The organism is Pseudomonas rosaeacicularis (genome assembly GCF_057128745.1).
In genome coordinates this window covers 202675-221792 of the sequence record NZ_JBSKHT010000001.1, presented here as the reverse complement: position 1 = coordinate 221792, position 19118 = coordinate 202675, and the positions used below count along the sequence as shown (strand labels likewise).

The 19118-nt window shown below is 58.5% G+C and carries 17 protein-coding genes and 1 pseudogene; 11 read left to right on the top strand and 7 right to left on the bottom strand.

Annotated elements, in window-relative coordinates; translation table 11 throughout:
* The first annotated feature begins 18 nt into the window (after nucleotides 1-18).
* Complete coding sequence (locus ACWKWM_RS01065) at nucleotides 19-957, top strand: SPFH domain-containing protein (protein ID WP_483835055.1); 939 nt, start codon at nucleotides 19-21, stop codon at nucleotides 955-957.
* A gap of 10 nt (nucleotides 958-967) precedes the next feature.
* The gene (locus tag ACWKWM_RS01060; RefSeq protein WP_483844340.1) at nucleotides 968-1414 is read left to right on the top strand and encodes an NfeD family protein; all 447 of its coding nucleotides are present in this window, start codon (nucleotides 968-970) and stop codon (nucleotides 1412-1414) included.
* A 22-nt stretch (nucleotides 1415-1436) separates the two neighbouring features.
* On the opposite strand, the gene elbB is transcribed toward ACWKWM_RS01060, so the two are convergent.
* Together elbB and ACWKWM_RS01050 are read right to left on the bottom strand one after the other, a co-directional pair.
* Nucleotides 1437-2105 (bottom strand): isoprenoid biosynthesis glyoxalase ElbB, encoded by a 669-nt coding sequence (gene elbB / locus ACWKWM_RS01055; RefSeq protein WP_483844339.1) that lies wholly within the window; start codon nucleotides 2103-2105, stop codon nucleotides 1437-1439.
* 215 nt (nucleotides 2106-2320) lie between these two features.
* Nucleotides 2321-2938, bottom strand: a complete 618-nt coding sequence (locus ACWKWM_RS01050; protein ID WP_483844338.1) for a DedA family protein — start codon at nucleotides 2936-2938, stop codon at nucleotides 2321-2323.
* A gap of 369 nt (nucleotides 2939-3307) precedes the next feature.
* Between ACWKWM_RS01050 and ACWKWM_RS01045 the strand changes: the two are divergent.
* Both ACWKWM_RS01045 and ppk1 read left to right on the top strand, forming a co-directional pair.
* Nucleotides 3308-3441, top strand: a pseudogene (locus tag ACWKWM_RS01045) (porphobilinogen synthase); the annotation flags it as partial.
* 16 nt (nucleotides 3442-3457) lie between these two features.
* A complete protein-coding gene (ppk1, locus tag ACWKWM_RS01040) occupies nucleotides 3458-5668 on the top strand; it encodes a polyphosphate kinase 1 (protein WP_483844337.1) in 2211 nt (736 codons plus the stop codon).
* On the opposite strand, the gene ppx is transcribed toward ppk1, so the two are convergent.
* From ppx to ACWKWM_RS01015, 5 genes are all read right to left on the bottom strand, one after another.
* Nucleotides 5655-7157, bottom strand: coding sequence for an exopolyphosphatase (ppx, locus tag ACWKWM_RS01035; RefSeq protein WP_483844336.1), 1503 nt, complete (start codon nucleotides 7155-7157; stop codon nucleotides 5655-5657). The two genes, ppk1 and ppx, sit on opposite strands and share 14 nt — an antisense overlap.
* Nucleotides 7158-7673: 516 nt before the next feature.
* Complete coding sequence (locus ACWKWM_RS01030) at nucleotides 7674-8411, bottom strand: amino acid ABC transporter ATP-binding protein (protein ID WP_483844335.1); 738 nt, start codon at nucleotides 8409-8411, stop codon at nucleotides 7674-7676.
* Nucleotides 8398-9048: an amino acid ABC transporter permease gene (locus ACWKWM_RS01025; protein WP_483844334.1), complete on the bottom strand. Its 651-nt coding sequence runs from the start codon at nucleotides 9046-9048 to the stop codon at nucleotides 8398-8400. The genes ACWKWM_RS01030 and ACWKWM_RS01025 overlap by 14 nt, the downstream gene beginning before the upstream one ends.
* On the bottom strand, nucleotides 9048-9713 hold the full coding sequence (locus tag ACWKWM_RS01020; RefSeq protein ID WP_483844333.1) for an amino acid ABC transporter permease: 666 nt from the start codon (nucleotides 9711-9713) through the stop codon (nucleotides 9048-9050). The genes ACWKWM_RS01025 and ACWKWM_RS01020 overlap by 1 nt, the downstream gene beginning before the upstream one ends.
* Nucleotides 9714-9753: 40 nt before the next feature.
* Nucleotides 9754-10539, bottom strand: coding sequence for a transporter substrate-binding domain-containing protein (locus ACWKWM_RS01015; RefSeq protein ID WP_483835063.1), 786 nt, complete (start codon nucleotides 10537-10539; stop codon nucleotides 9754-9756).
* Nucleotides 10540-10790: 251 nt separating this feature from the next.
* Here ACWKWM_RS01015 and ACWKWM_RS01010 point away from each other — a divergent pair, with 251 nt between their 5' ends.
* The 7 genes from ACWKWM_RS01010 to ACWKWM_RS00980 all read left to right on the top strand — a co-directional run bounded on the left by ACWKWM_RS01010 (nucleotide 10791) and on the right by ACWKWM_RS00980 (nucleotide 18869).
* A complete protein-coding gene (locus ACWKWM_RS01010; RefSeq protein ID WP_483844332.1) occupies nucleotides 10791-11495 on the top strand; it encodes a FadR/GntR family transcriptional regulator in 705 nt (234 codons plus the stop codon).
* Between the two features lie 125 nt (nucleotides 11496-11620).
* Complete coding sequence (gene trxA, locus ACWKWM_RS01005) at nucleotides 11621-11950, top strand: thioredoxin TrxA (RefSeq protein ID WP_331188630.1); 330 nt, start codon at nucleotides 11621-11623, stop codon at nucleotides 11948-11950.
* Nucleotides 11951-12179: 229 nt separating this feature from the next.
* Nucleotides 12180-13439 (top strand): transcription termination factor Rho, encoded by a 1260-nt coding sequence (gene rho / locus ACWKWM_RS01000; protein WP_032625122.1) that lies wholly within the window; start codon nucleotides 12180-12182, stop codon nucleotides 13437-13439.
* Between the two features lie 103 nt (nucleotides 13440-13542).
* The gene (locus ACWKWM_RS00995) at nucleotides 13543-15498 is read left to right on the top strand and encodes an acyltransferase family protein (RefSeq protein ID WP_483844331.1); all 1956 of its coding nucleotides are present in this window, start codon (nucleotides 13543-13545) and stop codon (nucleotides 15496-15498) included.
* 82 nt (nucleotides 15499-15580) lie between these two features.
* Nucleotides 15581-17047 (top strand): 4-hydroxy-3-polyprenylbenzoate decarboxylase, encoded by a 1467-nt coding sequence (ubiD, locus tag ACWKWM_RS00990; protein ID WP_483844330.1) that lies wholly within the window; start codon nucleotides 15581-15583, stop codon nucleotides 17045-17047.
* On the top strand, nucleotides 17047-18015 hold the full coding sequence (locus ACWKWM_RS00985; RefSeq protein WP_483844329.1) for a CDP-6-deoxy-delta-3,4-glucoseen reductase: 969 nt from the start codon (nucleotides 17047-17049) through the stop codon (nucleotides 18013-18015). The genes ubiD and ACWKWM_RS00985 overlap by 1 nt, the downstream gene beginning before the upstream one ends.
* Before the next feature lie 182 nt (nucleotides 18016-18197).
* Entirely contained in the window at nucleotides 18198-18869 is a 672-nt protein-coding gene (locus tag ACWKWM_RS00980) for a gamma-glutamylcyclotransferase (protein WP_483844328.1), read from the top strand.
* Nucleotides 18870-19118 lie beyond the last annotated feature (249 nt).

Below are 19118 nucleotides of genomic sequence, written 5' to 3'. Positions count from 1 at the left end.
AACCAACAGGGAAAGGTTATGCAAATCGGTAGTGTGGTTTTACTGTTTGTCGCGCTGGCGATCGCCATTGTGTTCATGGGCTTCAAAGTGGTGCCGCAGGGCTACCAATGGACGGTCGAGCGCTTTGGGCGATACACCAACACGCTCAAACCGGGGCTAAACATCATCGTGCCGGTTATGGACCGCATCGGTCGCAAGATCAACGTCATGGAAAGCGTGCTGGACATCCCGCCCCAGGAAGTCATCACCGCAGACAACGCCACAGTGCAGATCGACGCCGTGTGCTTCTTCCAGGTGGTCAATACCGCTCAGGCGGCGTACGAGATCAACAATCTGGAGCACGCGCTGCGCAACTTGCTGCAAACCAACATCCGCACCGTGCTCGGCTCGATGGAGCTGGACGCCATGCTCAGCCAGCGCGACAACATCAACGAAAAGCTGCTGCGCACCGTTGATGAAGCCACGGCGCCGTGGGGCATCAAGATCACCCGGATCGAAATCAAGGACATCAGCCCGCCTGCCGATTTGATGGCAGCCATGAGCGGCCAGATGAAAGCCGAGCGGATCAAACGCGCACAGATCCTCGAAGCAGAAGGCCTGCGCGCGTCGGCCATTCTCACGGCCGAGGGCAAGAAACAGGCGCAGATTCTTGAGGCCGAAGGTGGACGTCAGGCGGCGTTCCTGGAGTCCGAAGCGCGTGAAAGACAAGCCGAAGCCGAAGCTCGCGCAACGCAGGTGGTGTCCGAAGCTATTGCCACCGGCAATGTGCAGGCAATCAACTACTTCGTCGCGCAGAAGTACATCGACGCACTGGGCCAGTTGGCATCGGCCAACAACAGCAAAGTGATCCTCATGCCGCTGGAAGCCAGTCAGGTGATTGGCGCGGTGGGTGGCATCGGCGAAATCGTCAAAGCCACCTTCGGCACGCCGCCGCCTGCGCCGACCAAAAAAGTCTGAGGGGGCGAGCATGCTGGATTACCTGCAAACCCTGTCGTTCTGGGACTGGCTGGCGCTGGGCACGGTGCTGTTGATTCTCGAGGTATTCGGCGCAGGCGGTTATCTGCTGTGGATCGGTGTGGCTGCGGCCGCCGTCGGCATTCTTACGTACATCCTGCCCGGCATGGCGTGGGAGCTGCAGTTCTTGCTGTTCGCCGTGCTCTCGGTGCTGACCGCCGTTTACTGGTGGCGCCGGCAACGGGTGGTGATTCGGCAATCGGATCAGCCAGGGCTGAACATGCGCGGTCAAGAGCTGATCGGCCGAACATTCACCGTTCATGACGCGATCATGGCCGGGCGAGGCAAAATCAAAGTCAACGACGGCGTGTGGATGGTGATCGGTCCCGATGCGCCTGTGGGAAGTCTGGTGCGGGTAGTGAGTCAGGATGGCGCGATTCTGAAGGTCGAACCCGCCTGACGATCCTTCGGCAAACTCGGGTTTACGCATCGTTCTCGTGGGTCAACTCAAGCACCCGGTCCACCAGTTTGTTAATGCCAGACGCAGCTTCGCCAATGGACTTGGCCATCATGTAAGCCGGGGTACTCACCAGTTTGCGCGCCTTGTCTTCAACGATCTCGGTGACTGCACAGTCTTCGTGCTTGCCACCCATGCGGGTGATTTGCGCTGCGGTGTCGGCATCGTTGCCGATGGTGCAGGTCACGCCTGGGCCGTAGATTTTTGCCGCCAGCGCAGGTGACACGCAAATCAGGCCGATAGGCTTGCCCGCTTCGGCGAACGCTTCAGCCATTGCCAATACTTCTGCCTGCACCTTGCAGCTCGAGCCTTCAGCCGCAAAGTTAGACAGATTTTTCGCCGCGCCAAACCCACCAGGAATGATCAGCGCGTCGAACTCGGTGATGTCGGCTTCGCGGATGTCCTCAATGGCGCCCCGCACGATGCGCGCTGACTCGATGAGCACGTTGCGCGTCTCGGGCATTTCTTCGCCGTTGAGATGATTGATGACGTGGTGCTGCACAATATTGGGCGCAAAGCACTTCACTTGCGCGCCGCGTTGATCGAGTCGCAGCAGGGTGAGCACGCTTTCCTGGATCTCCGCGCCGTCATAGACGCCGCAGCCGGAAAGAATGACAGCTACTTTCTTGGTCATGCTGTGTGCTCCCATTCGTTGGCGCGCTACAGGCAGAATGGGCGCGCCGGGTCAGTCGATTTCCATGGCGCGTGTGCAAACCGAAGCGCCAGCGTTAACGATAGAGTCAAATGGCGGCCACACGCAGAATCTTATTTACATGGATCGCGACAACGGCGGGGTGTTCATTCTTTGGGCGGGATATTGGCAGGATGGCAACCGCGCTGGCACGCGGTTTATTCGTCAGGACGGTTTTTGACTTCGACGGGTGCAGGCTCAGCAAGCCTGGCTTGTCTGGCAATGCGCGCATTCTTCAGACGACGACGCAGCCACAGCCCTGCGCCCAGCAACAGCAAAGCGCCGAGGACCCACAGCTCGTATTTTTTGACGTTGCCCAACAAACCTTCGAGCACCGCTCCGAAGTGGTAAGCGGCAGCACCCAGCGCAGCAGCCCAAACCGCCGCACCGATGCCGTTGAGCAGCAAGTAACGGCCCGGCGGATAGCCCGACAGGCCAATCGCAACCGGCATGACAGTGCGCAGGCCGTAAACAAAACGAAAGCTCAGCACCCAGATGTCCGGGTGACGACGAATGTGCTCCAGCGCACGGTCGCCCATCAATTGCCAGCGTGGCTTGCGCGCCAGCAGTTTGCGACCGTGCTTGCGCCCCATGAAGTACCACAGCTGGTCGCCGGCATAGCTGCCGAAGAACGCCACGACCACGACCAGGTTGATGTCCATGTATCCGCGGAACGCAAGGAATCCGGCGAGCACCAAAATGGTCTCACCTTCAAAGAAGGTCCCGAGGAAGAGGGCGAAGTAGCCAAATTCTTGTAGAAATTGCTGGAGCATCATGTGGGTGCTGGCGAAATGAACGCGCAGCCTAACTCGCCCAAGACATTCAGGAAAGTGTGCAAATGTGTCTCGGCGTTAAAGTTTCCTACGATGTAGAGGGATAATTCCTCCAGAAGTGATCGCTCGTCTTGACGGACCACAGCAAACCAAGACTGTCACACGCCGGTCATAATGGCAGCCTATAACTGTCGCGCCTGTTCGCCCGGCTGGATTTATTGCGGCCCGGCAGCTGTCTATTCACGAGTACACGCTTCCATATCAGTTACAGGAGGCCACCGCCATGCTGCGTGACCGCTTCGGACGACCTGACGTCTTCATCGTATGGCCGGGTCGGCAACCCCATTGTCGCGAACTGATCAACGGTTCCCATTGGCCGCGATTCAGAATGGGTGGCTGAGTGAGGTGTGATTCTTCAGTCCCTCACCGCTTTCAAACGTGCTGGCGCACACGGGATTACAACATTTTTTGCCGTTCGCGCAGCCCAACTGTTAAAAGGGCAATAGCCTCACAGGATCATTCATGAATACCGAAGGACTCACCGAAGCCGCCGTCGAGATCGACGCCCAGGAGACAGCGCCCGTGGTCGAACCGACGATTGAAGTCGTACCGGCCTTCGAGCCTCATCATCCGGTGGCGCCGGCCATCATCATCCCGAACCTGGATGACAGCAGCCTCTACATCCATCGCGAGCTGTCCCAGCTGCAATTCAACATTCGCGTGTTGGAGCAGGCGCTCGATGAGTCCTATCCCCTGCTCGAACGCTTGAAGTTCCTGCTGATCTTCTCCAGCAATCTGGATGAGTTCTTCGAAATTCGTGTCGCGGGCCTCAAGAAGCAGATCACCTTCGCCCGCGAGCAAGCCGGCGCCGACGGTCTCCAACCGCACCAGGCGCTCGCCCGCATCAGCGAATTGGTGCACGGTCACGTTGACCGCCAATACGCGATCCTCAATGACATCCTGTTGCCGGAACTGGAGAAACATCAGGTCCGCTTCATCCGTCGCCGTTACTGGACTACCAAGCTAAAGACTTGGGTACGTCGTTATTTCCGTGACGAAATCGCGCCGATCATCACCCCGATTGGCCTCGACCCTACGCACCCGTTCCCGCTGCTGGTGAACAAAAGCCTGAACTTCATCGTCGAGCTCGAAGGCATCGACGCCTTTGGGCGCGACTCGGGCCTAGCAATCATCCCGGCGCCGCGCCTGCTGCCGCGCATCATCAAAGTGCCGGAAGACGTCGGCGGCCCTGGCGACAACTACGTGTTCCTGTCTTCGATGATCCACGCCCACGCCGATGACCTGTTCCAGGGCATGAAGGTCAAGGGCTGCTATCAGTTCCGCTTGACCCGTAACGCTGACCTGGCGCTGGACTCCGAAGACGTCGAAGACCTGGCCCGCGCGCTGCGTGGCGAGTTGTTCTCCCGTCGTTATGGCGATGCAGTGCGTCTGGAAGTGGCCGACACCTGTCCCAAGCACCTGTCGGATTACCTGCTCAAGCAATTTAACCTGAGCGAGACCGAGCTGTATCAGGTCAATGGCCCGGTCAACCTGACGCGGCTGTTCAGCATCACCGGCCTGGACAGCCATCCAGAGCTGCAATATCTGCCGTTCACCCCGGCGATCCCCAAGCTGCTGCAGAACAGCGAAAACATTTTCAACGTGATCAGCAAGCAGGACATTCTGCTGCTGCATCCGTACGAGTCATTCACGCCAGTCGTGGATTTGCTGCGTCAAGCCGCCAAAGACCCTCACGTGCTGGCCGTGCGCCAAACCCTGTATCGCAGCGGCGCCAACTCGGAAATTGTCGATGCGCTGGTGGATGCGGCGCGCAACGGCAAGGAGGTCACAGTCGTTATCGAGTTGCGTGCGCGCTTTGATGAAGAGTCCAACCTGCAATTGGCCAGCCGTCTGCAGGCGGCCGGTGCGGTGGTGATCTACGGCGTGGTGGGGTTCAAGACTCACGCCAAGATGATGCTGATCCTGCGTCGGGAAGCGGGCGAAATCGTCCGTTACGCGCATCTGGGCACAGGCAACTACCACGCTGGCAACGCCCGTCTGTACACCGACTACAGCCTGCTGACCTCCGACGACGCCTTGTGCGAAGACGTCGGTAAACTGTTCAGTCAGTTGATCGGCATGGGCAAGACGCTGCGCATGAAGAAGCTGCTGCATGCGCCGTTTACGCTGAAGAAGGGCATGCTCGACATGATTGCCCGGGAGATGCAGTTCGCCCTTGATGGCAAGCCGGCGCACATCATCGCCAAGTTCAACTCGCTGACCGATCCGAAGATCATCCGCGCGCTGTACAAGGCGAGTCAGTCCGGCGTGAAAATCGATCTGGTGGTGCGCGGCATGTGCTGCCTGCGCCCAGGGATTGCGGGAGTGTCCCACAACATTCATGTGCGCTCGATCATCGGCCGCTTCCTGGAACACACCCGGGTCTTCTACTTCCTCAATGGCGGCGAAGAGCAGATGTTTCTGTCCAGTGCTGACTGGATGGAGCGCAATCTGGACAAGCGTGTCGAGACTTGCTTCCCCGTCGAGGGCAAGAAATTGATTCTGCGAGTGAAGAAGGAGCTTGAGGTGTACCTGACCGACAACACCCACAGCTGGCTGTTGCAGTCTGATGGCCGTTACATCCGTAGCACGCCAACCGGCAACCAGAACGCTCGAAGCGCCCAGGCGACCCTGCTGGAGCGCCTGAGCCATCCGGTACTTAGCGTACGGTGAGGACGATACCGACTCGAGTCAGCCAATCGGCTTCCAGCCCGAAGTCGGCCTGAGTCAGTTGGTTGTTTTCCAGCCAGCCATCGGGGAACAGCACGTCAAGGGTGTTGCCGTTGGCGGTCAACACAGGTTGCGGCATCTCTTGGGTGCCGCGAATGTGGTGAAACAGGATCGCGAAACGCAACAGCACGCATAGCCGGATCAGCTTCACGCCTTCATCGCCGAACTCGGCAAACTTGTCCTTCGGAATATTACGCCGATGACCGCGCACCAGTAGCGCGAGCATTTGCTGATCTTCGCGCGAGAACCCGGCCAGATCCGAGTGTTCGATCAGGTATGCGCCGTGCTTGTGGTAGTGATAGTGCGCGATGTCGAGCCCGACTTCGTGGACCTTCGCCGCCCAGCTCAATAGCTCGCGGTAGCTGTCGTCTTCCAGATCCCACGCCTTGGCAACTTGCTCCAGTGCATGCAGCGCCTTGCGCTCAACGCGGTCAGCTTGTTCCAGATCTACGTGGTAGCGATCCATCAGCGAGGTGAGGGTGCGTTCGCGGACGTCCTCGTGGTGATGACGGCCTAGCAGGTCGTAGAGCACACCTTCACGCAGGGCGCCTTCGCAGTGGTCCATGCGTTGCAGGTCGAGGGCGTCGAATATCGCTTCGAGGATCGCCAGACCCGCCGGGAATATTGCGCGGCGGTCGGGCTTGAGGCCGTCGAAATCGATCTTGTCGACTTCGCCCAGCTTGAACAGCTTGCGCTTGAGCCAGGCCAACCCTTCGGCGTTGACCTCCCCCGCCCCGTGGCCGTTGGCCTTCAGTGCCAGACCAATGGCGCGGATGGTACCGGACGAACCGATGGCCTCATCCCAGGTCAGGCGATGCAGAGCGTGTTCGATGCTCATGATCTCCAGACGCGCAGCGGTGTAGGCCTGTGCATAACGCGCCGGGGTGATCTTGCCGTCCTTGAAATAGCGCTGAGTGAAACTGACGCAGCCCATTTGCAGGCTTTCGCGCAGCAGTGGCTCGAAGCGCTGACCGATGATGAACTCGGTGCTGCCGCCGCCAATGTCAGCAACCAAACGTTTGCCTGGGGTGTCGGCTAGGGTGTGGGACACGCCGAGGTAAATCAGACGCGCTTCTTCACGGCCAGAAATGACTTCAACGGGATGGCCAAGGATTTCTTCAGCGCGGCGGATGAATTCGCCGCGGTTGCGGGCTTCACGCAGGGCGTTGGTGCCCACGATTCTTACGGCGCCAAGCGGCATGCCGTTGATCAGTTGGGCGAAGCGCTTGAGACAATCAAGCCCGCGCTGCATGGACTCTTCGCTGAGCTGGCGCTCGTCGTCGATGCCTGCGGCCAGCTGCACCTTCTCGCCCAAGCGCTCAAGGATGCGTATCTCGCCCTGATTGGCTTTGGCGACCACCATGTGAAAACTGTTGGAGCCCAAGTCGATCGCAGCGATCAGCGAGAGGTTTATGGCTGTAGATTGCGGCATGGAGAAAAGGCCTCGGTCGATAACCCCGACATCGTGCCACGATCCAGCACTGCCGCCAAACGCGGTGACGACGAAGATCCAGAGCTGGCTGCCCGCGTTGCGCTTTCGCGAAGCAGGTACGTGCTCTGTAGGAACGAACTTGTTCGCGAGGCATCATGCCTGACACACCGCCTTCGCATCTTTACGACTGCTGCGCAGCCGATCGCCTGCAAGCAGGGCTCCTACGCCCTTCGGGCAGAATCAACCGCCCCGCCATCCGCTTCTGCCCGGAGGGCGTAGCAGCTCTCGGAGGTCACGACGGCAGCGATGGGCCGGGATCGCGCAGCGGCCCTGAAATCAGGCACTCAGTACATCAGAAAACCGCTGTGCCAGCTTCGCGGGCAAATCGGAATGCCGCCCTCTCGCCCAATAAAAGCCGGAAGCCAGGCTTTGTAGGAGCGAACTTGTTCGCGAAGCGTCATGCCTGACACGCCGCATTGGCGGCCTCGCCAGCAAGTCGGCTCCCACAGAACAATGCTAGGCGCCCTGCTCTACCGAGCCGATAAAATTCGCCAGTTCAGGGGTTTTCGGGTCGGCCATCAGCACTTTCGGATCGCCGACTTCATGCACTTTGCCCTGGTGCATGAACACCAGCTTGTCGCCCACTTCCCGGGCAAAACGCATTTCGTGGGTCACCATGATCAGCGTCATGCCATCTTTGGCCAACTGACGCACCACGCTGAGCACTTCGTTGACCAATTCGGGGTCCAGCGCCGAGGTAATTTCGTCGCACAACAACACTTTTGGAGACATCGCCAGCGCGCGAGCAATCGCCACGCGCTGTTGCTGGCCGCCTGACAGGCGATCGGGAAAGGCATCGAACTTCTCGCCCAACCCCACTCGTTCAAGCATGGCCTTGGCCAACCGGGCGGCTTCCGCTTTTGGCACCTTCTTCACCACTTGCGGCGCCAGCATCACGTTTTCACCGACCGTCAAATGCGGGAACAGATTGAACTGTTGAAACACCATCCCGACCTTCTGCCGTAACGAGCGCAGATCAGCACGGGCGGCGTCGAGGTATTCGCCATCAACCTCAATCACGCCATCGTTAATCGATTCCAGACCGTTGAGCGTTCGCAGCAGCGTGCTTTTGCCCGAGCCGCTGCGGCCGATGATGGCCACAACCTGGCCTTCTTCGACAGTCAGGTCGATGCCCTTGAGGACATGATGGTCGCCGTAATATTTATGCAGCGCGGAAATTCTAAGCAGAGGCATGCAGTCTCCTTTCCAGGTAGCGAGCGCTGAGCGACAAGGGGTAGCAAAGCAGGAAGTAGCCCAAGGCAACGAAGCCGTAGACCATAAAAGGCTGAAAGGTAGCGTTGGCGAGCATGCCGCCGGTTTTGGTCAGTTCGGTGAAGCCGATGATTGATGTCACAGCAGTGCCTTTGACCACCTGCACCGAAAAGCCCACGGTCGGCGCGACTGCTATGCGCAGCGCCTGGGGCAGGATGACGTGACGCAGTTGCTCAAGCGGGGTAAGCGCCAGACTCGCCGACGCCTCCCACTGCCCCTTGGAGATCGACTCCACGCAACCACGCCAGATCTCGGCCAGATAGGCGCTGGTAAACAGCGTCAGCGCCAGTGCGGCGGCTAGCCATGGCGAGATGTCGACGCCCATAAGCGCGACACCGAAAAACACCAGAAACAGCTGCATCAATAGCGGCGTGCCCTGAAACAGCTCGATGTAGCAGCGGGCGAGCGTTCGAAAGGCAGAGGTATCCGAGATGCGCATCGTCATGACGATCAAACCGATGATGCCTCCACCGATAAACGCCACCAGCGACAACGCCAGTGTCCACTGCAAGCCGGTAAGCAGGTTGCGGACGACGTCCCAAAGCGTGAAATCAGACATCAGCTGCTCCTTGCGATGTAGCGGCGGCCAATCCAGCCCAGCAGCTGACGAATCAACAGCGCCATGCACAGATAAATCAGCGTGGTGATGATGTAAGTCTCGAAGGCCCGAAAGTTACGCGACTGGATGAAGTTAGCGGCAAAGCTCAACTCCTCGGTGGCGATCTGCGAACACACCGCCGAGCCGAGCATCACGATGATGATCTGGCTGCTTAATGCCGGCCACACCTTGCCCAGTGCCGGGATCAGCACCACATGGCGAAAAGTCTCGTAGCGCGTCATCGCCAAGGCGGCCGACGCCTCAATCTGTCCGGCGGAAATCGCCTGAATACCCGCCCGGATAATTTCCGTGGAATAAGCCCCCAGGTTGATCACCATTGCCAGAATCGCCGCTTGCCACTCGGAAATCTGGATGCCCAACGACGGCAAGCCGAAGAAGATAAAGAACAGCTGCACCAGGAATGGCGTATTGCGTATCAGCTCGACGTAGACCCCGAAAATTGCCGAGAACGGCTGGATTTTCCAGGCGCGGACGATGGCACCCACAATGCCCAGGCTGACCCCGAGTAATGTCCCTATCGCCGTCAGTTCCAGCGTGAACAAGGCCCCGCGCAGCAAGAGATCAGCATTTTGCAGCACCGGTATGAAGTCGAACTGATAAGCCATTTAAACGCCCCGGATCAGATGCAGTGATTAGAAGCAGCGATCAAAGATCAGCAGGCAGCGGTTGCTTGAGCCAGGTCTGGGAGTTCTTTTCCAGAGCGCCGTCTTTCTTGCCGGCTTCGATGATTTCATTCACCTTGGCGAGCAGTTCCGGCTGGCCTTTATTGACGCCGACATACACCGGGGAATCCTTGAGTTTCACTTTCAGTGCCGGGATACGCTTGGGGTTCTTTTCGCTGATCGCGACCATCACCACGTTGCCGCTGGCGATCAGGTCGGTCTGACCCGCCAAGTAGGCAGCGATCGTGGAGTTGTTGTCCTCGAAGCGCTTGATGGTCACTTCCTGCGGCGCCACTTTGGTCAGCTCGATGTCTTCGATGGCGCCACGGGTCACGCTGATGGTCTTGCCTTTCAGGTCATCCAGGCTGTTGATCGCCGCATCAGGCGGACCGAACACTGCCAGGTAAAAAGGCGCGTAGGCGTTGGAAAAATCGATCACCTTCTCGCGATCCGGGTTTTTGCCGAGGCTGGAAATCACCAGATCCACCTTGCCGGTGGTGAGAAACGGAATGCGGTTGGTGCTGTTGACCGGGGTCAGCTCAAGCTTGACCTTCAACTGGTCGGCGATCAGTTGCGCGGTGTCGATGTCCAGACCACGAGGTTTCATGTCAGGGCCTACCGAACCAAACGGCGGGAAGTCTTGCGGTACTGCGACTTTCAACGTGCCGCGCGCGGTCACATCGTCCAGGCCGTTGGCGTGGGCGGGGGCCTGAGTCAGCATCAGGCTGGCAAACAGGGCGGCAAACAGAGCGCTGTAACGCTTGGTCATGGGACGTCTCCGGATCGAACGAAAGTTATTTCTCAAAGCAGTAGTGCACAGCCCATGCCATTCATTGAGAGGCACCGGGAATGATGGGCTGCGCCACGCTTTCGGTCTTACTGGTCTGAACAGTTCGCAGCTTCTTCGCCCTGCTTTGGAGCGAGCCAAAGCCCCGGCGCACCTGGCTTGGGCGTCACTTGCTGTATCGGCCAGATGGTTATACAAGAGGTCTTTCGACGACGAATGCGCCTGAACTTGCCATGCACCCGAGTCCCATTGCAGTACCCGAAGCTGCCTTTCAAGCGATCCGAAAATTGATCGCCGAGCAAGGCTATGTGGCAGGTGACAGCCTGCCGTCACAGCGTGATCTGGCTGTTCGCCTGGGCGTGAGTCGCGCCTCATTGCGTGAGGCACTGTCGTCTTTAAGTGCGCTGGGCGTGGTCAACGTTCAGCCTGGCAAAGGCGTGTTCGTTCAGGCGATTTCTGAACCACAACAGAGCACGAGTGGATTTTCCTGGCCTTTTGCGGCAACTGCTTCGCCGTCCGAGACTTTTCAACTGCGTTATGCGCTCGAAGGCTTCGCTGCAGGCCTTGCAGCCGTGACGCTGACGGCCGAGGAGCGCGACAACCTGGAGGACAATGTCGAGTCCATGCGTCTGGAGTTGCGTGGCGGGGATTTCGAATCTGCCGCGCGCCTGGATTTCGATTTCCATCGCCGCATTCTGGTCGCCAGCGGCAATCAGGCCATCCTGAGCATCATTACCGCGAGCGCCGACATCTTCCTCGAAAGTCAGAAACTGCCGTTCATACGCCCAGGCCGAGCCATGGAAACGTGGCAGGAACACCGCAAGATCCTCCGCGCCCTCGCCCGCAATGCGTCCGGCCCAGCGCAAAAAGCTATGCAGGAACACATCCGGGGCGCGGCGTTGCGCACGGGCATTGTGTTCGTGGCCCCAGCAGGCTGAAGTTTCTTCAATTAGCTGGCTGAAACGCGGTCATAGCAAGAGACAATCAACCCCGGCTTCCTGTCGCGGCCTGGTGCCGCTATGATGGACCACGTTTTTTTGCCTACGACCTCGGAGAAACTCTCATGAGTAGCGAACTTATCAAACACGTCAGTGACGCAAGCTTCGAAGCCGATGTCCTGAAGGCTAGCGGTCCTGTATTGGTAGATTACTGGGCTGAATGGTGTGGCCCGTGCAAAATGATTGCCCCGGTTCTGGACGATATCGCCGGTACCTACGAAGGCAAATTGACCATCGCCAAGCTGAACATCGATGAAAATCAGGAAACACCCGCCAAGCATGGCGTTCGTGGCATCCCGACTCTGATGTTGTTCAAGGATGGTGAAGTAGCGGCGACCAAGGTCGGCGCCCTGTCCAAATCGCAGTTGCAAGCATTCCTCGACGCCAACATCTGATGGCGCAAAAGCCCCGCAAATAGCGGGGTTTTTTTTGGGCGGCACACTAGACGCTTGGAAAATCAGGTGGTACATTCGGCCCCGCAACGGCTTCTCCGTTGCCCCCTGCTAGCCGTCGCCGACGCTCTCCTTTCGATTTACTACGCGATCCTGTCGCCTTCTCTGCGGCGCGGCCTCATTAAGCCAAAAGCTTAATTTCCCCCTCCATACATGATTACGTCATTCCTATATGAACCTGACTGAACTCAAGCAAAAGCCTATTACCGATCTGCTCGAAATGGCCGAACAGATGGGCATAGAAAATATGGCCCGTTCGCGCAAGCAGGACGTGATCTTCTCCCTGCTGAAAAAGCACGCTAAAAGCGGCGAGGAAATCTCGGGTGACGGCGTGCTGGAGATCCTCCAGGACGGCTTCGGATTCCTGCGTTCGGCTGATGCTTCGTATCTCGCGGGCCCTGATGACATCTATGTCTCGCCTAGCCAGATCCGCCGCTTCAACCTGCGTACCGGCGATACCATCGTCGGCAAGATTCGCCCTCCGAAGGAAGGCGAACGTTATTTCGCACTGCTCAAGGTCGACACGATCAACTACGACCGTCCGGAGAACGCGAAGAACAAGATTCTTTTCGAAAACCTGACGCCGTTGTTCCCGACCATCCGCATGAAGATGGAAGCCGGTAACGGCTCCACCGAAGACCTCACCGGCCGTGTCATCGACCTGTGTGCGCCGATCGGTAAAGGTCAGCGCGGTCTGATCGTTGCTCCGCCAAAAGCGGGCAAGACCATCATGCTGCAGAACATCGCGTCGAACATCACGCGCAACAACCCGGAAGTGCATCTGATCGTTCTGCTGATCGATGAGCGCCCGGAAGAAGTAACCGAAATGCAGCGCACCGTGCGCGGTGAAGTGGTTGCCTCCACCTTCGACGAGCCACCTACCCGTCACGTGCAAGTCGCCGAAATGGTGATCGAGAAGGCAAAGCGCCTGGTCGAGCACAAGAAGGACGTGGTCATCCTGCTCGACTCCATCACCCGTCTGGCTCGCGCCTACAACACCGTTATTCCTAGTTCCGGCAAGGTACTGACTGGTGGTGTCGATGCTCACGCCCTCGAGAAACCAAAGCGTTTCTTCGGTGCTGCGCGCAACATCGAAGAAGGCGGCTCGCTGACCATCATCGCCACCGCGCTGGTTGAAACCGGTTCGAAGATGGACGAAGTGATCTACGAAGAATTCAAAGGCACCGGCAACATGGAGCTGCCTCTGGATCGCAAGATCGCAGAAAAACGCGTCTTCCCGGCCATCAACATCAACCGTTCCGGCACGCGCCGCGAAGAGTTGCTGACAGCCGATGACGAGTTGCAGCGCATGTGGATTCTGCGCAAGCTGCTGCATCCTATGGATGAAGTCGCTGCCATCGAGTTCTTGATCGACAAGCTGAAACAGACCAAGACCAACGATGAGTTCTTCCTGTCGATGAAGCGCAAGTAACACGCGTCATCAAACTGGCTGAACTGCTAAAAAAGAATGGTGTCCTTTTGGACACCATTTTTTTTTGCCAGCGCTTTTTTCATAAAGCGCGACAAGGAGCGTCATGCACACCTTCGGAAATCGTCGAGACATCGACGGCCTGCGCGCATTGGCCGTTATTCCAGTGGTTCTGTTCCACTTCGGTCTGGGTGGGATCAGCGGCGGCTTCGTCGGTGTGGACGTATTTTTTGTCATTTCCGGCTACCTCATCACTTCCATCATCTTTCGTGAGATCAGCGCAGGGCGTTTCAGCTTCGTGGACTTCTGGGCCCGCCGCGCACGTCGCATCATTCCTGCGCTGAGCGTCGTCCTGCTCGCGACGCTGATCGTAGGCTGGATGCTCATGCCGCCCAGTGACTATTCGCAGCTCGGTCGAGCAGTGCGCTATCAAGCCACGTTCATGTCCAACATCCTGTTCATGCGCCAGGATGGCTACTTCAACCCGGCGTCAGACTTCAAACCGCTGCTGCACACCTGGTCGCTGTCGGTGGAAGAGCAGTACTACATCTTCTTTCCGTTGCTGATGGTGCTGCTGACCCGTTATTTGCGTCAGTGGCGGCTGATGTTGTTCGCCCTTCTGCTGGTGTCGTTCGCACTCAACGTGTGGATGATCAAGCGTGAGCCTGACGCAGCCTTTTTCCTGCTGCCCATGCGCGCGTGGGAATTGCTCTGTGGCGCGATGCTCGCAGTGATGCCCGTGCCGACGCGCAAACTGCCGCCGATGGCATATCAAGTCATCAGCCTGGCCGGGATCGGCGCGGTACTGTTCGCTGTATTGGGTTTCGATAAATTCAACGCGTTTCCAGGCTGGCCAGCGCTATTGCCGGTGCTGGGCGCGACAGCGATGCTCTGGGCCAACGGTCAAACGCCCACTTGGGTGGGTCGGCTGCTAAGTACGCGCCCGATGGTGGGCGTTGGCCTTATTTCGTACTCGCTGTATCTGTGGCACTGGCCGATTTTCGTTTATGCCAATGCGGCGTCAGTTGACGGCATGCAGCCAAGAGAGGCGCTGATGTGGGTGGCGCTGAGCGTGGTATTGGGATGGCTGAGCTGGCGCTTTATCGAGCTGCCGTTTCGGGAGAAACGCTGGCTGGCCGGGCGCAAGCCTGTATTGGTGGGTGGCCTGATTACAATGGTCGTGATCGCTGGCGCGGGTCAGGTGATTCGTTCGGCCGATGGTGTGCCGGGGCGACTGTCCGGTCAGGCCATGCAATACGCAAAGGCCCGTGACTGGCAAATGGGCCAGATGGATTGCCTGCTACAACGTGATAGCCCGGACCTGAAAAAGGTCTGCCGCTTCGGCGCAGATGGCGACACGCCGCCGATCCAACTGGTGTGGGGCGACAGCCATGCGGCTGCGTTGCTGCCCGCGATCAAAGCCGATGCGCAGCGTTTTGCGACGCCTGTGTGGCTGGCAAGCCTGTCCGGGTGCCTGCCGATCCTCGGTAACGAAGTGCGTCCGCAGTGTCAGGACTTCAACCAGCAGACGCTGCAAACCGTCCGCGAACAGCACATTCATGACGTGGTGCTGGCCGCACGCTGGAGTCTGTATTTGTATGGCGAAGAGGACGGCGACTGGCAGCACGTTCTTTATCGCAACGACAGTCGCGCCGTGGCTGAGCAGAAAGTCGCCGCGGACCTTGAAGACATGGTCGCGAAGCTGCGGGCGACGGGCGCACGGGTGTGGATTTTCAAGGAAGTCCCACTACAACGTCAGGGCACTGTCGGGCGTCTTAGCAGCCTGGCGATGATCGGCCGTAGCGCCGAAAACGTTGGCCGTCCGCTAGCCGATCATCAAGCGCGTCAGCAGTTTCTTGATTCATTGTTCCGCCGCCTGAGCGCCGCAGATCCTCAAGTGCACGTGCTCGATCCTTCGGCATTGATGTGCATCAGAGGTATTTGTCGCGCCGAATTCGACGGCTTTTCGCAGTACATGGATGAAAACCATCTGTCCGATCAGGGCGGCGAGCGTATGAAGCCTTTGTTGGCACCGATATTCCTCAGCGAAAACGCCAGATAACGCGGGTAAATCCACGTTCCGAAGCTGCCGTTGCCCGCCAGAGCAGGTAGGATGTGCGTCTATTTGTTAAGTGGCCGGGTTAATGAAATTCAAGGATCTACGGGATTTCGTGCAGCAGCTTGAGCAGCGCGGAGAGTTGAAACGCATCCAGGTACCCATTTCCCCTGTATTGGAAATGACCGAAATATGCGACCGGACCCTGCGCAACAAGGGCCCGGCCCTGTTATTCGAAAACCCCACCGGCTACGACATTCCGGTGCTCGGCAACCTGTTTGGTACACCCGAGCGCGTGGCAATGGGCATGGGCGCAGAGTCCGTGAGCGAACTGCGTGAAATCGGCAAACTGCTGGCATTCCTCAAAGAGCCCGAGCCGCCCAAGGGCCTGAAAGACGCTTGGTCCAAACTGCCGATCTTCCGCAAAGTCATCGCCATGGCCCCGAAAGTGGTCAAAGACGCGCCGTGTCAGGAGATCGTGATCGAAGGCGACGACGTCGACCTCGGCATGCTGCCTGTGCAGACCTGCTGGCCTGGCGATGTCGGCCCGCTGATCACTTGGGGCCTGACCGTCACTCGCGGCCCCAATAAAGAACGTCAGAACCTGGGTATTTATCGCCAGCAAGTGATTGGCCGCAACAAGGTCATCATGCGCTGGCTGAGCCATCGCGGCGGCGCGCTAGACTTCAAGGACTGGTGCGACAAGCATCCCGGCAAGCCCTTCCCGGTTTCTGTGGCATTGGGTGCAGACCCGGCGACCATTCTTGGCGCTGTGACGCCGGTGCCAGACAGCCTTTCCGAATACGCCTTTGCGGGCTTGCTGCGTGGCAACCGAACCGAGCTGATCAAATGCCGTGGCAACGATCTACAAGTCCCGGCCAGCGCGGAAATCGTGCTCGAAGGCGTGATTCATCCGGGCGAAATGGCAGATGAAGGCCCTTACGGCGATCACACCGGTTATTACAACGAAGTCGACAGCTTCCCGGTGTTCACCGTCGAGCGCATCACCCACCGCATCAAACCGATTTATCACAGCACCTACACTGGCCGTCCGCCTGATGAGCCGGCGATTCTCGGTGTGGCATTGAACGAAGTGTTCGTGCCCATCCTCCAAAAGCAGTTCCCGGAAATCATCGATTTCTACCTGCCGCCGGAAGGATGCTCTTACCGCATGGCAATCGTGACCATCAAAAAGCAGTATCCGGGGCACGCCAAGCGCGTCATGTTGGGGGTGTGGTCGTTTCTGCGACAGTTCATGTACACCAAATTCGTTATCGTCACCGACGACGACATCAATGCCCGGGACTGGAATGACGTGGTCTGGGCGATCACGACGCGCATGGACCCCAAGCGCGATACGGTGATGATCGACAACACCCCAATCGACTACCTGGACTTCGCGTCGCCGGTGTCAGGTCTGGGTTCAAAAATGGGGCTGGATGCCACGCATAAGTGGCCGGGCGAAACTACGCGGGAGTGGGGTCGCGCCATCGTCAAGGACGAGGCCGTCACTCGCCGGATCGACGATATCTGGAATCAGTTGGGAATAGATTGATGCGCGTAACCTTGCAGCCTTCGGGCGCAGTGCTTGAGATGTTGCCGGGCGAGCGAATCCTCGATGCGGCTCAGCGTTTGGGCTACGAATGCCCAAACAGCTGCCGCAATGGCAATTGTCATATCTGTTCGGCGCTGCTGGTCGAGGGCAGTGTGACGCAGGACGGCGTAGTCCATGACCACGGCGAAATCTACGCCTGCCTCGCTGTACCGGCTGAAGACTGCGTGGTGATGTGGGACGGCGTGCTTGCTCCCGGAGAACTGCCGATGCGCAAACTCGCCTGCCAGGTCGTCGAGTGTGCTGATGTCGGCGGTGACGTTTTTCGCGTGACGCTGCGCGCGCCCGCAGGCAAACCTCCTCGTTATCACGCGGGTCAGTACTTGATGATCAAGCGGGACGACGGCGAGAAATCGGCGTTCTCCATGGCGTCAGCACCTGAGGCCGGTCGCGATCTGGAAATCCACGTGCTGGCCCGCGAAAGCAGTGCGCAGAAACTCATCGCTCAACTGCAGCGTGACGGCATTGCCCACATCGAGTTGCCGTTTGGCGACACGCACCTGGCCGAACTGCCTGACGGGCCGCTGGTTCTGATCGCTGCCGGGACCGGCATGGCGCAGATGCACAGCCTGATCGAACATTGCCGTGCCAAGGGTTTCCCGCATCCGGTGCATCTGTACTGGGGCGTGCGCCGCCCGGAAGACTTCTACGAAATCAGCCACTGGGATGAGTGGAAGAAACTCGAAAACCTGCAACTGCATAAAATCGTCAGCGACTTGTGTGGCTGGGAAGGACGCTGCGGCATGCTGCACGAAGCGGTGCGCGAGGACATCAACGACTTGAAGTCGATTTACGTCTACGGCAGTGGCTCCCCCGCAATGGTTTATGCGACTCTCGACGCATTGGTCGAAGCGGGAATGGATGCGCATCAGATGCGCGCCGATGTATTTGCCTACGCGCCGCGCGGCTGAGCAGACTGCCGGTACAAACGACGGATTACAAATTGCATGCTCCAAGGTATTCGTCTTCTCGGTGACAGATTACCGTTAAGCTTTTTGCATCACCGGAGCACTTCTCCGGTGGCAGTAGCCTGATGCGGCCCAATGCGATACAGGGTCGCAGCAACTGACAGTTTTGCTGTCAGGGGGAACAGATGGGGAATCAAATCAATAGCTTGGTGGCGGCAGTCCATGATGGTCTCGGGCTTGCTTATCCGCCCGTAATCGATCTGGGCCCGAAACTGACCCGTGAACAACTGATCGCCTCGATGCACGCAACGATGACCCGTCATCAGGGTGGGCCGGTCTGGTTATTCGCCTACGGCTCACTGATCTGGCGACCGGAATGCACTGCGATAGAGCGTCAACGCGGTCGCGTGCATGGCTATCATCGCGGCCTGTATCTCTGGTCCCACGAACATCGCGGCACACCCGAACAGCCAGGGTTGGTATTTGGTCTTGATCGCGGCGGCTCGTGTAGCGGCTTTGCGTACCGGCTGCCGGACGACAATCTCGAAGAGTCGTTGCTCGCGCTGTGGCAACGAGAGATGCCTTTCCCTTCCTATCGCCCCCACTGGCTCAGTTGCCGTCTTGAAGATGGCACAAAGGTCCAGGCCTTGGGCTTCGTCCTTGAACGGCATCTACCCAGCTACGCCGGCAACCTCCCTGACAGCGTACTGACCCAAGTGCTCGCCAGCGCCAGCGGCCGTTACGGCACCACCCGCGATTACGTCGAACAAACCATCAACGCACTGCGCACCCACGCCATGCCGGATTTGAATCTGGAGGCGCGGTTGAAACGGTGTAACTCGGTGGGCGCCCTGTAGGAGCGAACTTTTTCGCGAGGCGGTCGTTCGGCAACACCTGTTAATTGCCAGTTCGAATGATTCGCGAACAAGTTCGCTCCTACAGGATTGCGTTGTGCCCTAGCATCTGCGCAAGCAAGACAATCGACAGTAAGAATGAAAGGTGAGGTGGTGTAAGCAGCCGCGTGCTGAACTGTAGGAGCGAACTTTTTCGCGAGGCGGTCGTTCGGCAACACCTGTTAATTGCCAGTTCGAATGATTCGCGAACAA